Here is a 12,857-nt window from a genome sequence, read left to right as displayed (position 1 = left end):
CTGCGGGTATACCTGATCTGAACGGCTCTGCGCGGCGCCGAACGCCGCCGCGCGCGGCTGGTGGTCAGCGGGCCAGGCGGCCGAGGAGGGCGGACGCGGAGGTGATGCCGAGGACGGTGGCGAAGGCGAGGACGGCGAAGTCGGTGCCCAGGTGGGAGTGGGTGCCGATGAGCAGGCCGCGCAGGGCGTCGACCTGGTAGCTGAGGGGGTTGACCCGGCTGACGACCTGGAGCCAGCCCGGCATCAGGGCGACCGGGTAGAGGGCGTTGGAGCCGAAGAAGAGCGGCATGGTGATGGCCTGGCCGATGCCCATCAGCCGGTCCCGGGTGAGCACGATGCCGGCGATCGTCATGGAGAGGCAGGAGAAGAACGCGGAGCCGAGCAGCACCACCACCACGACCCCGAGCAGCTTCAGCGGGTTCCAGGTGAGCGAGACCCCGAGCAGTGCGGCGATGACGATCACCACGGCGGCCTGGAGCACGGCCTTCACCCCGGCCGCGAAGGCCTTGCCGGTGACCAGCGCGGCTCGTGGGGTGGGCGTGACCAGCAGCTTGGTGAGCACCCCGGAGTCGCGCTCCCAGATGATCAGGATGCCGTAGAAGATCGCGATGAACATCGCGGACTGGGCGATGATCCCGGGGGCCAGGTAGTCGAGGTAGGGGATGCCGTTGGTCGGGATCGCCTTCAGCCGGGTGAAGGTCTCGCCGAAGATCAGCAACCAGAGGGCCGGCTGGACGGCCCGGGTGTAGATCTCGGTACGGTCGTGGCGCAGCTTCTGGAGCTCGACGACGCACAGCGCCAGCACCCGGGCGGGTACCAGCCGCCAGCCCGTACGCGCCGGTGGCGGCACGAGCAGCAGGCCGAAGCGGCTGCCGGTGGCGGCGGCCGACTCGTCGGGTTCAGCCGACGCGGGAAGCGGTGCGGCGGGTACGACGGACATCGCCGAACTCACCTTCCTTTCCGGTGGAGTTTCCGGTGGAGGCGGACAGGGTGCTCCCGGCGTAGTGCCGGAAGACGTCGTCCAGGGACGGCAGGCCGTCGGCGGGGTCGGACCGCTGGGCGCGGACCTCCGCCTTGAGTTCCCCGGGCGTGCCGAGGGCGCGGATCGTGCCCTGGTGCATCAGCGCCACCCGATCGCAGTACTGGTCGGCCTCGTCCATGTAGTGGGTGGTCACCAGGACGGTCATCCCGGTCGCTGCCCGGACCTCGGCTATCCGCTCCCAGACGCTGGTCCGGGCGATCGGGTCGAGCCCGATGGTCGGCTCGTCCAGGACCAGCAGCCGGGGTGCGCTGACCAGCGCCTGGGCGAGTTCGAGCCGGCGGACCATCCCGCCCGAGTACGTCCCGGCCATCCGGTCCGCCGCCTCTGTCAGATCGACGGCCGCCAGGGCCTGTTCCACCCGGGCGGCGCGTTCGCGGCGGGGCACGTCGAAGACCCGGGCGAACAGCGAGACGTTCTCACGGCCCGTCAGGCCGCCGTCGGCGGAGAGCTGTTGCGGGACGTAGCCGAGCAGGCGCCGCACGGCCATCTTCTGCCGGGCGGCGTCGTGGCCGAACACCTGCACCATGCCGGACGGGACGGGCAGCAGGGTGGTGATGGCGCGGATCGTGGTGGTCTTGCCCGCGCCGTTGGGCCCCAGCAACCCGAAGACCTCGCCGGCCCGGACCGAGAGGTCCACCCCGTCGACCGCCTTGGTCCGGCCGAAGGCGTACTGCAGGCCGGTGCAGTACACCGCCGCTGCCGTCGCAGACGCAGTCGCCGCCGGGTCGGGCAGGGTTTCGCCGTCGGTGCTCATGGCATCTCCTCGGTCCGTCGGGTCCGTCATGACCTGTTCCCGTCCCGCAGCCCGTCCCGCACCCCGTCGGCGAGCCGTCGCAGGGCGGGCAGTGCGGCTGCCAACGCCGCGCGGTCCTCCTCAGGGAGTGCCGCCACCTGCTCGGCGATCAGCGTGTTGCGCCTGGACTCCCAGGCCGCCAGCCGCTCGGTGGCCTCCGGGGTGGTGAGCAGCAGCGCGGCCCGCCGGTCCTCCGGGTCCTCCTGGCGGCGCAGCAGCCCGGCTTTGACCAGCTGGTTGACCAGGGTCGACACGGAGTTCCCGGCCAGGCAGAGTTCCTTGGCCGCCGCCGAGACCCGGAGGCCGGGATTGGCCTCGACCAGGCGCAGCAGCTCGACCTGGGCCCCGCGCAGGCGCGGCGCGGTCAGGTCCTGGCGCAGCCGTCGGCGGACGAGTCGCTGGACGCCCGCCAGTAGTCCGGGCAGCTCGTCGGTGAGTTCAGATCCGGTCACCTTATAATTTTAGCTCTTAGTAAGAGCTATTTGTCCAGACCCCGGACACGGTCGGTCTTGCGGGCCTGGTCGGACCCGGGGCGCGGTCGGCCGTGCGGGCTCCGGCGGTCAGCGCGGGCGCAGGCGCTCCACCTCGCGCCGGTCGCGCTTGGTCGGGCGGCCCGTGCCACGGTCGCGCACGCCGAGCGCTGCGATCTCCTCGGGCGCCGGTGGCGGCGGGCTGTTGTCGACGAAGCACTCGGCGGCCGGACCGGGCCCGACCCGCTTGCGGACGAGCTGCGAGACCACCACGATCCGCTCGCGCCCGGCCTGCTGGACGCGCACCTCGTCCCCGGCGCGCAGCGGCTGGGCGGGCTTCACGCGTTCGCCGTTGACCCGGACGTGGCCCGCCCGGCAGGCGGTGGCGGCCAGCGCGCGGGTCTTGGTGAGCCGGACGGACCAGATCCAGCTCTCGACCCGCACCGTTCCGTCGTCGGCGGCCATGTCAGCTCACCGTCAGCGCGTCGCGGTACACCCAGGCGCCCTCGTGTCGCACGAAGCGGCTCTGCTCCTCCATCGCGCCCGCCCGGCCGCCGTCGGCGTAGTGGGCCCGGAAGGTCACTGTTCCCTCGGTGTGGAACGGGCCGCCGTCGGTGGCGGCGAGGATCTCCAGCCGCACCCAGGCGAGTCCCGGGTCGAAGTCCAGCTGGGACGGCCTGGTGTCCGGGTGCCAGCTGCGCAGGAGGTACGCCTCGTCGCGGGCGGCGAACGCGCTGTAACGCGAGCGCATCAGCTGCTCGGCGGTGGCGGCGGTGGCCTGCCCCTGGTGCAGCCGGCCGCAGCAGGCGGCGTACGAGGCGGTCAGCCCGCAGGGGCAGGGGGAGGCGGGGGAGAGGCGCGGCTTCGCACTACGTCGGGGCATGGACCCATTGTGGCCGTTCGCCGGGCGCGGCCCGGCACCAGGGCCCGGCACCAGGGCGCGGCACCGGAGCCTGGGCCCGGCCTGCCGAGCGGGTCGTACGTCCGGGGATCATCGGGGTCATCGGGTCATCGGGACCATCGGGAGCTTCGTCGGGGCGATGGGATCAACCAAGATGTGGGATCCACCGGGCTGGTTGGTATCCATGGGGTGGGAGGGGCTGCGACACTGGCGCTATGAGCTCTGACCGCCGCCCCTTCGGGCTGCACTTCTCCGAACCTCCGGTCGACCAGCCCGTGCAGACCGAGGGCCACCGGCTCCCGTCCGCCGACCAGGCGATCTTCCAGCAGCCGCCGGTGTCCGACGCCGAGCTGCCCGTCCAGGGCCGTGGCCGGCTGACCCAGGCCGTGGGGGGCCCGAACTTCTCCGCCCCCGAGCGACAGGGCTGAGCACCCACGGCTCGGGCGGACCAGTTGTGGCTGGGCTGTGCGCGGCCGGCCGGTGTTGCCGGCGGTCGACCGGTATTGATCACGGCGATGTCGATCACGGCCGCTGTTGACGGGGGTCGGCCGGTATCGATAATCGAACAAAAGGGACGTAGGGTAGCAAAAACCACGCTCCGCGTGGAGCCGGGATCTCCCGTGCGACTGACGGAGGCGGCCGATGGCCGGTCCGATGGGCTTTCTCACCACTCCCCGGAAGCTCGGCGAGCGCAGGACCCCCGAGGAACGGGTGCGGGACTGGAGCGAGGTCCACGCCCGCCGGGGGTTGCTGCCGATCGTCAGCGGTCAGGCGGGGCGCTGTATGGACTGCGGCATCCCGTTCTGCCACAACGCGTGCCCGCTGGGGAACCTCATCCCGGAGTGGAACTTCCTGGTGACCCGCGAGGACTGGGTGAGCGCCGGCGCGCACCTGCTCGCGACCGACAACTTCCCCGAGTTCACCGGGCGGCTCTGCCCGGCGCCGTGCGAGAGCGCCTGCGTGCTCGCCATCAACAGCGATGCCGTGACCATCAAGAACATCGAGGTCACCGTCGCCGACCAGGCCTGGCAGCTCGGCCTGGAGGCGCCGCACCCGCCGGACCGCCTCTCCGGTCGGAGCGTCGCCGTCGTCGGCTCGGGACCGGCGGGGTTGGCGGCGGCCCAGCAACTGACCCGGGCCGGGCACGCGACCACGGTGTTCGAGCGGGCCGACCGCCCGGGTGGGCTGCTGCGCTACGGAATTCCCGGCTTCCGGCTGGAGAAGCGCCATCTCGACCGCAGAATCGACCAGTTGCGGGCCGAGGGCACCCGGTTCCGCACGGGGGTCGAGGTCGGCACCGACCTGCCCGCCGGTGAACTCCGCGCGCGCTACGACGCGGTGGTGCTGGCCGTGGGCGCCACGGCGAGGCGCGAGCTGCCGGTGCCGGGCCGGGAGCTGCACGGCATCCACCAGGCGATGGACTACCTGCCGCTGGCCAACCGGGTGCTGGAGGGCGATTTCGCCGAGCCGCCGGTCTCCGCCCGGGGCAAGCACGTCGTCATCATCGGCGGCGGTGACACCGCCGCCGACTGCCTGGGTACGGCGCTGCGCCAGCACGCGGCGGGGGTGACCCAGCTCGACATCAACCCACGGCCGGGCGACACCCGTACGGCCGGGGAGCCGTGGCCCGTCCACCCCAAGCTCTACCGGATCACCGCCGCGCACGAGGAAGCCCGCGCGCTCGGCTGTCCGAGTGCCTCCACGGAGGAACCCGGGGCCGACCCCCGGCTGTTCTCCGCCGCCACGCTGCGCTTCGAGGGCGACGGGCAGGGCAAGGTCACCGGCCTGCACCTCACCGAGGTCGAGCCCACCGAACGCCACCCCCGCCCCGGGACCGAACGCACCCTCCGCGCCGAACTGGTCCTGCTGGCCCTGGGGTTCACCGGACCGGAGCAGCCCAGCGGCCTGACCGGCCCGCTGGGCCTGGCCTTCGACCCGGCCGGAAACCTCACCCGTGGCGGGGACTTCGCCACCACCACCGACGGCGTCTTCGTGGCCGGCGACGCCGGGCGGGGGCAGTCGCTGATCGTCTGGGCCATCGCGGAGGGCCGGTCGGTGGCTGCGGCCGTGGACCGCTACCTCACCGGCTCCACCGCCCTCCCGGCTCCGATCGCTCCGACGGACCGGCCGCTGACCGTCTGATCCCGGCTTCCGGATCTTCGGAAGGACGGCCGGATCCCGGGTGGGCGCCGTAAGGTCAGGAGCGTCGGTGGAGCTGAGAACGGGAGTGGCCATGCGTGGGGGAAGGGTTGCCGTCGTCGGCGGCAGCATCGCGGGCTGTGCGTTCGCGTCGGCTGCGGCGCGGTCGGGGGCGGACGAGGTCGTGGTGTTCGAGCGGACGCCGGGACGGCTGGCGGACCGTGGGGTGGGGCTGTGCGTCCACGACGACCGGTACGAGGAGTTGGCGGCGGCCGGTTATCTGGACGAGGGCATCGCCTGGCACCGGCTGACGCGGCGGCACTGGCTGGTGCAGGACGGCTCCGATCGCGGGCGGCTGATGTGGGATCAGCCCTTCCCGTTCCGCTCGTACCACTGGGGGCTGCTCTGGCGCGGGCTGCGCGAGCTGACTCCCGCCACGGTCAGCTACCGGCTCGGCCACGCGGTGGCGGGCGTCGGCCCGGCGGACAGCCCGGCAGGCGGCCTGGTAGGTGGCGTAGCTGACGGCTCGGCGGACTCCCGGGCCCGGGTGCGGCTGGAGTCCGGCGTGGAGGAGGACTTCGACCTGGTCGTCGGTGCCGACGGCTACCGCTCGGTGGTACGCGAGGCGGTCTGCCCCGGAGCGCGGCCTCAGTACGCCGGGTACGTCTGCTGGCGCGGCAGCTTTCCCGCCGAGCGGCTGGCGGTGCTGCGCCCGGGCGCCGGTCCGGTCGAGTCGCACTACCCCTCGGCTCATGTCGCCACCGTCTGCTTCCCCGGCGGGAGTTGCGTGATCTACCGGATCCCCGGCGTCGAGCCCGGCAGTGCGATGGTGAACTGGGTGCTCTACGCCGAGCCCCCCGCCACCGGGCTGCGGCTCGACGACCCGACCAGCATCCCGCCGGGTGCTTTGGCCGATGAACTACTCAGCTACCTCGGTCTTCTGACGGAGCGTCACTTCCCGCCCTACTGGGCCGACGTGATCGCGCTGACCTCACCGGAACACACCTTCGTGCAGCCCATCTACGACCTCGGAACCCCGAACCGCACCGCCGGCCGGCTGCTGCTCGCCGGCGATGCGGCCACGGTCGTCCGTCCGCACAACACCAGCGGTGCGGCCAAGGCGCTGCAGGACGCGTTCGCCTTCGAATCGGCCTGGCGGGAGGCGGGTTCGTGGCGGGAGCTGCTCGCCGCGTACGAGCGTGATCGCGGGCAGGTCGGGCAGGCCCTGGTCACGCTCGGCCGCAATCTCGGGCGGGCCCAGGTCGAGCAGACCCCGGACTGGGCGTCGATGGACAGCCGGCAGCTGGAATCGTGGTGGGAGCAACAGGTGGGCGGCGCCGCCGGTTTCGGCGGTCACGCGCTGGTGGCGGAGCCGAAGCCCCGCTGACCGCGTCCGTTGGCGAGTGGGACGTGCCCGCCGGGAGAGCATTCCGGCGGGCACGTCCCACTCGCGGCCCAACCCATGCGGTGCGGAGCCATTCGAGCGACAGTCACCTTCAGTGTCCATATTGTCACTCATGGTGTGACGCAGCGCACAGTGATGATTCGAATACGATGTGCGAGACTCTCCCCATCGGGCCAAAAGCCTTCGTTTTCAAGGGAGATGATGAAATGCGCGCTCGGATCGCAGCTGTCGTACTCGCTGCAGCGGGAATCGCAGTCTCGACGGCCGCACCTGCCGTGGCTGCGCCGGCCCCGGCCGCCCCTGCCCTGGCCACCCGTGCCCTGGCTGCCCCTGTACTGGCCGCGCCGGCGGCGGTGTCGCCGCCCGCCTGTATGGCGGTGGCCGGTCGTCCGTGCGTCTGGCAGGACCGTGACGGTGAGGGGATCGTCGGCCGTGCCCAGATCTCGGCCGACCAGGACCAGTTGACCTTCGCTCGCGTCGAGGTCGAGCTCCAGGGTGTCTGGGGCGGCCCCTGGGAGACAGTCGCCTCCGCGACCAGCGTGGGCCCGGGCTCGATCAGCGTGACGACTCCCAGGGTCGTCACCACCCAGCGGGCCGTCGTCTGCGCCACGGGCGGCCCCGCGCTGGACTTCTCCCTGCGGGTGACGACCTGTACCGCGCCCTACTGATGGGAAGGTCGGCCCCGGGTCCGGCGGTGGGGCGGGTCGATCGGGTCGGTTGGAGTGCAGGGCATGTCCGGCGGTACGCAGTTGGCGATTCGGCCGTCAGCGCGGCTCCAGTTCGCACGGGTGGCTGAGGAAGTTTCCCAGCAGGCCTTCGGTGTCGCCGTCCTTGAAGGCCCAGGCCACCCCGGCGAGTCGGTCCTGCTCGAGGCGGAGCGACAGGAGGAGGCTCGGGCTGTTGATCCGGGCGTCGGCGGTGGGCAGTTGCAGCGGCAACACGGCCTGAAGGTCCCACCTGCGCGAAGCGGCGGCCGGGGCGGTAACGGTGGCGCCCCCGTCCGCACCCAGCCCGACCTCGACCTGACGGCCAGTCAGGATACGTACTGTCAGCGGGACTTGGCCTTCGTACGTGTCGATCGAGCCCGCCCAGTCGCCCTCCGTCAGCTCGAGCGGGCGCACCGGATCGGTCCCCGCCACGATCACCTGGTCGAGAGTGAACTCTGGGACCAGCCTGGTCATCACGTACTCGACGATCGAGTCGCGGGCGGCCTTGTTGGTGCTGTTGCACAACACCGCCACCGAGAGTTCCCGTTCGGGTACGGTGATCATCATCGCGGCCACCCCGCCCATGCCGCCGCCGTGACTGTGGATCGCCGGGCCGTCGCCGTCGCCGCGTGAGACGCACCAGCCGAGCCCGTAGCCGAGGTGGGCGCTGATCGGCAGGGCGGTGTGCATCGCGGTGGCCGTGTCCGGCTTCAGCAGGCGGGTGTGCGAGTGCGCGAAGAGCGCCAACTCGGTGGCGGTCGCCCAACCCAGGGCTGCCCCGGGGAGACTGGTGTCGCAGACCGGGTACGCACGGCCGTCGGTCGTGTACCGCGAGGCCGTCGGCGCCGGGCCGGGGTGGGTGGCGCCGAGGTGGCAGCCGGCCAGCCCGAGCGGCTCGAACACCCGCTGCCGTACGAACGTGCCGAGATCCTGGCCGGAGGCCGTCTCCAGCATCCGGCTCACGATCCGGTACCCGAGGTTGGCGTACTCGAACCCGGTACCCGGCTGCCGGTAGAGCCTGGCGTAGCGGTCCGCGTCGACGGGCAGCTCGCCGTCGCCGTAGTGGAAGTCGAGGTGCGCGCTGAACCCGCCCCGGTGCTGCAGCAGTTGACGTATCGTCGGCGCCGACCACGCGTAGTCGCCCGGCACGGTCCCGTCCAGGTCCAGCAGGCCCTCGTCGGCCGCGAGGCAGACCGCCGTGGCGGTGATCGACTTGGTGGCGGAGGCCAGCAGGTAGGCGGTGCCGGTGGTGGCCCGACGGTCGCTCTCCACGTCGGCCAGCCCGTACGCCTCGGCGAGAACCACCTCGCCCCGCTCGACAACCGCGACCGAGGCCGACGCACAGCCGTGCGTCTCCAGCACCTCGGCACAGTGGGCGCCCAGCCCGCCCAGTTCGTCCAGCATGCCGACCCCTTCCCGAACTTACATACGGTCAGGAGTGAGGATATGCGGGTGCCTCCTGTCGGTTGGAGGCGCCCTGGAGCTTTAGACCGACTGGGCCGCCGGGGCGCCGGCCCGGCTGGTGGCAAGGCCGAGGGCGGCTCGGACGGCCTTGGCCTGGGGGGTGAGGTCCTCTTCGGCCTGCTGCAGTTCGTTTGACAGGGTGTCGGTGTCGGTGGACTGCTCGGCGGCTCGCAGGTGGGGCAGTATCTTCTTCAGCTCCGCAACGAACGCGGCGACCGGCTGGGCGGTCTGGGAGTTCCAGTTGTGGCCTTCGAGGGCCGCGATCTCCTTCGTCACGGTGTCCGCCTCCTGGCCCGCCCAGAGCCGGTTGGCCGTGGGGTCCTCCGCCGGGTCGGCGTCGGGGGAGTTGGTGGTGTCCGCGTCCACGGCGGCGAGGTAGGCGAACTGGTCGGTGGTCAGGGTCGTCCGGTCGCTGCGCAGGGAGCCGGTCAACCTCTCGTGCTTTGCCGAGGCCAGGAAGCAGGTGGCGCTCTGCTGGGTCGTGTACCAGGAAGTCTCCGTCGGGTAGTAGTAGTTGACGATGACCGAGGACGGCATTGACCAGGTGTCCATGGCGTACGTGTTGAGCATCTTGTCGCAGCCTTCGCGGCTCTCGCGCCTGAGGGCCGCTTCGCCGGGGTACGTCGTGTCGGACAGCACGGCCGTTCCGATGGTCTCACCGTCGTGCGGGCCGTCGCAGGTGGTCGGGCTCACCTTGCTCGTGCTGGTGCCGAACTCGTTGAAGCAGTCGCCGGGGGCCAACTCGTACCAGGCGACCGGGTTGAGAGCCCCGAATCCCACGTCCCGGGCCGGTGCATCCCGGTAGGCCCCGGCACTGATCCCGAGGCTGAGGAAGACGACGGTGAGGACCAGCCAGACGCCGGACATCACCAGACCGGTGATGGCCAGGCCCCGACCCTTCTCCTTGGTGCGCCGGATCTGCCGCAGCGCGGCGATGCCGAACGGGACGGCCGCCAACCAGGCGCAGCAGATGAAGCCGCCGATGCCCAGCACGGCGGACGCGATGGCGAAGCCGTTGTAGCCCTGCTTGGGGGCGAAGGGCGGCTGCCAGCCGTACGGTCCGGGATACGGGCCACCGGGGTAGGGGCCGCCCGGGTACGGGCTCTCTTGGTACGGCTGCTGGTACGGCATCGGACCGGGGGCCGGGGCCGGAGCCGGCCCCGGCGTGGCGTCGGACGTGGGCGGCGCCCAGGGGTCCTTCGGCGGTTCGGGTATCGCATCCACCGGCTCGGGTGTCCCGGCGTCCGGGGTGGGTGCCTTGTCCGGGCTGACCGTCGGCGTGGCCGCTTCCTCGTGCTCGCTCGCGTCATCGACCGACGACATGCGTGTGATTCCTCCCCGCTGGGCCCACCTCGGATGTGTGTTCGGTGGACGACGGACTCTAACCGATCACGGCCCCGCCGCGCCGCAGAGTTACCCGGCCACCGCACTCGTCCGCCGGGCATCCACGATCTGACGTTCCGGCAAAGAATCTGCACAATTTCGGTATGAGATTTCCCAGCAGGCGTCGTTTCAGATCGGATTCTCATGGGAGCGCCAGAGAGTGACAGCCATGACTACGACTGTCATCCCCGCGTCTCCGGCGTTCACGACCGATCCACCGAACTCCCGGCGGCCGCCGTGGAGATCCCCGGCCGACCAGCCGCAGCACGCCCGACCTGTGCTTCTGGGCATCGCCGCGCTGGCGGCGGTGCTGTACTTCTGGAACATCGATCAGAGCCAGTACCACTCGTTCTATGCCGACTCGGTACGGAGCATGACCGAGAGCTGGAAGGCGTTCGTCTACGGTTCGTACGACCCCGCGAACACCATCACGCTCGACAAGCTGCCCGGATTCCTCTGGCCGCAGGCGCTGTCCGCCAGGATCTTCGGCTTTCACCCGTGGGCGCTGACGCTGCCCCAGGCGATCGAGGGCGTGTTCGCCGTCCTGGTGATGTACCGGGTGGTGCGCCGCTGGGCGGGCGCCAACGCCGGGCTGCTCGCGGCGCTGGCGTTCACGCTGACCCCGGTGGCCGCCGGGCTGTTCCGTACGGCGGTCGAGGACCCGGCCTTCACCCTGCTGCTGCTGCTGGCGGCGGACGCCGCGCAGCGGGCCGCCCGTACAGCGCGGCCGCGTTCGCTGCTGCTCGCGGGCGTCTGGGTCGGGCTGGCCTTCCAGACCAAGATGCTGGAGTCCTGGGCGGTGCTGCCCGCGCTCGCGGCCGTCTACCTGGTCTCGGCGCCGGCCACGTTGCGACGCCGCTTCGGGCACGTCGCGCTGGCGGGCCTGGTGACCGTCGCGGTGTCGGCGTCCTGGATCCTGCTGGTGACGCTGACCCCGGCGGCGGACCGGCCGTACGTGGACGGTACGACGGACAACTCCGCGTACAGCATGGTGGTGGGCTACAACTTCCTGAACCGCTTCTCGTCGGTGGGGCTGAGCGCCTCCGACACCGGGAGCGTGAGCGCGGTGCGCGGCGGCCCGGGCGGCGGGGGCGCTCCCGGCGGCGGCCACACCGGCCGGCCGGCCGGTGGCGGCACGGGCGGCAACGGCGGCAACTTCGGCAACGGCCAGACCCACGTACGGACCGGAGCGGCGCTGAACGGCTCGGCGCCGCAGGCCGCCGCTCCTACCCGAACGGGTGGCGGCGGTGGCGGTGGCGGTGGCGGGTACGGCGGTGCGGGCGGTGACGGCGGCTGGTCGAAGATGTTCGCCTCGCAGTTCGCCTCGCAGACCGGCTGGCTCTACCCGCTGGCCGTGATCGGCGGGGTGCTCGGCCTGCTCTGGCGGCGGCGCGAGCCCCGTACCGACGCGCTGCGCGGCGGTTACGTGCTGTGGGGCACGTGGCTGGTGGTGTTCTTCCTGGTCTTCAGCGCGGGCAGCGTCGGCGGCCACAGCTACTACATGGGCGTGATCGCCGCGCCGCTCGCGGCACTGAGCGGCGCCGGCACCGTGACGCTCTGGCGGGCCTTCCGGGCCGGTGGCCGCCGGGCGTGGGCGCTGCCGGTGGCGATCGTGGGCACCGTCGCGTGGTGCTCGGCGCTCGCCTGGCGGTTCCCGACCTTCCTGCCGTGGCTGGCACCCGCCGCGATCGGTCTGGGCGCGCTGGCGCTCGCGCTGCTGGCCGCCTCCCACAAGGGACGGTTCGCGGGTCGGCGGCTGGCAGTGGCGGGTCTGCTGGCGGGCCTGGCCGCGATGCTGGTCGCGCCGGGTGCGTGGGCGGCGTCGGTGCTGGACTCCCAGTACGGCAACTCCGGGATGGGCACGGTCGGCCCCGCCGCCGGGTCCGGGCGCGGTGGCGGCTTCCCCGGTGGTTTCCCTGGCGGGGCCCCCGGTGGTCTCCCCGCCGGCGGACGCGGCGGTCGGTCCGCCTCCGCCCCGGCGGGTGCCCGGAGCGCCTGGGCCGGTATGGCCAAGGGCGGCCAGGGCGGCCAGGGTGGTGCCGGTGACGGTTCGCAGCACCTCAGTGCGTCGCAGCAGGCGCTGTTCGACTACCTGAAGGCGCGTCAGAACGGCGCCCGCTACCTCTTCGCGACCTCCAGCTGGAGCAGCGCCTCGCCGTTCATCCTGGCCACGGGCGCGGAGGTGCTGCCGATGGGCGGCTTCACCGGGCAGGTTCCTTCACCCACCCTTCACGAGTTCCAGCAGTTCGTCAGCTCGGGCGAGCTGCACTACGTCCTGCTCGGCGAAGGCCGTGGCTTCGGCGGCTTCGGTGGTGGCTTCGGTGGTGGTGGCGGAGGTGCCGCCGGCTTCGGTGGCGGCAGCTCGACCGGTACGCCGACCGCAGGGATCGTGTCCTGGGTCCAGTCGACGTGCACCGTCGTGCCGCCCGCCGACTATGCGGGCGCGACGCCCGTAGTGCCTGCGGCCAACGGCCGTGGGGGCGTCGGTACTCAGCAGCTCTACAGCTGCGGGAACGCCGCCTGAGGCAGTGGCCATAGGGGTGTCCGCCCAGC

Annotated in this window: 12 protein-coding genes; 5 read left to right on the top strand and 7 right to left on the bottom strand. The window is 72.1% G+C overall.

The window, feature by feature from the left end; all coding sequences use genetic code 11:
- Window positions 1–64: 64 nt before the first annotated feature.
- The 5 genes from P3T29_RS15235 to P3T29_RS15215 form a co-directional block, all read right to left on the bottom strand.
- On the bottom strand, window positions 65–940 hold the full coding sequence (locus P3T29_RS15235) for an ABC transporter permease (RefSeq protein WP_280716969.1): 876 nt from the start codon (window positions 938–940) through the stop codon (window positions 65–67).
- Complete coding sequence (locus P3T29_RS15230) at window positions 900–1,796, bottom strand: ATP-binding cassette domain-containing protein (protein WP_280716968.1); 897 nt, start codon at window positions 1,794–1,796, stop codon at window positions 900–902. Before P3T29_RS15230 ends, P3T29_RS15235 begins: the two co-directional genes overlap by 41 nt.
- Window positions 1,797–1,822: 26 nt before the next feature.
- Window positions 1,823–2,287, bottom strand: a complete 465-nt coding sequence (locus tag P3T29_RS15225) for a MarR family transcriptional regulator (protein WP_280716967.1) — start codon at window positions 2,285–2,287, stop codon at window positions 1,823–1,825.
- Window positions 2,288–2,395: 108 nt separating this feature from the next.
- Window positions 2,396–2,770: a S4 domain-containing protein gene (locus tag P3T29_RS15220; RefSeq protein WP_280716966.1), complete on the bottom strand. Its 375-nt coding sequence runs from the start codon at window positions 2,768–2,770 to the stop codon at window positions 2,396–2,398.
- Between the two features lies 1 nt (window position 2,771).
- Complete coding sequence (locus P3T29_RS15215) at window positions 2,772–3,188, bottom strand: YchJ family metal-binding protein (RefSeq protein ID WP_280716965.1); 417 nt, start codon at window positions 3,186–3,188, stop codon at window positions 2,772–2,774.
- Window positions 3,189–3,421: 233 nt separating this feature from the next.
- On the opposite strand from P3T29_RS15215, the gene P3T29_RS15210 reads away from it, so the two are divergent.
- The 4 genes from P3T29_RS15210 to P3T29_RS15195 all read left to right on the top strand — a co-directional run bounded on the left by P3T29_RS15210 (window position 3,422) and on the right by P3T29_RS15195 (window position 7,418).
- Window positions 3,422–3,634 (top strand): hypothetical protein, encoded by a 213-nt coding sequence (locus P3T29_RS15210; protein WP_280716964.1) that lies wholly within the window; start codon window positions 3,422–3,424, stop codon window positions 3,632–3,634.
- Window positions 3,635–3,848: 214 nt separating this feature from the next.
- Entirely contained in the window at window positions 3,849–5,348 is a 1,500-nt protein-coding gene (locus P3T29_RS15205) for a glutamate synthase subunit beta (protein WP_280716963.1), read from the top strand.
- A 67-nt stretch (window positions 5,349–5,415) separates the two neighbouring features.
- Window positions 5,416–6,732, top strand: coding sequence for an FAD-dependent monooxygenase (locus P3T29_RS15200; protein ID WP_348532833.1), 1,317 nt, complete (start codon window positions 5,416–5,418; stop codon window positions 6,730–6,732).
- 224 nt (window positions 6,733–6,956) lie between these two features.
- Window positions 6,957–7,418 carry a hypothetical protein gene (locus P3T29_RS15195; RefSeq protein WP_280716962.1) on the top strand — a complete coding sequence of 154 codons (462 nt, stop codon included), beginning with the start codon at window positions 6,957–6,959 and terminating at the stop codon, window positions 7,416–7,418.
- 96 nt (window positions 7,419–7,514) lie between these two features.
- Here P3T29_RS15195 and P3T29_RS15190 read toward each other — a convergent pair whose 3' ends face one another.
- Together P3T29_RS15190 and P3T29_RS15185 are read right to left on the bottom strand one after the other, a co-directional pair.
- A complete protein-coding gene (locus P3T29_RS15190) occupies window positions 7,515–8,861 on the bottom strand; it encodes a serine hydrolase domain-containing protein (RefSeq protein ID WP_280716961.1) in 1,347 nt (448 codons plus the stop codon).
- An 81-nt stretch (window positions 8,862–8,942) separates the two neighbouring features.
- Window positions 8,943–10,244: a DUF4190 domain-containing protein gene (locus P3T29_RS15185; RefSeq protein WP_280716960.1), complete on the bottom strand. Its 1,302-nt coding sequence runs from the start codon at window positions 10,242–10,244 to the stop codon at window positions 8,943–8,945.
- A 229-nt stretch (window positions 10,245–10,473) separates the two neighbouring features.
- On the opposite strand from P3T29_RS15185, the gene P3T29_RS15180 reads away from it, so the two are divergent.
- On the top strand, window positions 10,474–12,828 hold the full coding sequence (locus P3T29_RS15180; protein WP_280716959.1) for a glycosyltransferase family 39 protein: 2,355 nt from the start codon (window positions 10,474–10,476) through the stop codon (window positions 12,826–12,828).
- Window positions 12,829–12,857 lie beyond the last annotated feature (29 nt).

The organism is Kitasatospora sp. MAP5-34 (genome assembly GCF_029894335.1).
In the GTDB taxonomy this organism is placed as follows: Bacteria; Actinomycetota; Actinomycetes; order Streptomycetales; family Streptomycetaceae; genus Kitasatospora.
The sequence above is the reverse complement of the archived record's forward strand: the minus strand, read 5'-3'. Positions and strand labels throughout refer to the sequence as shown.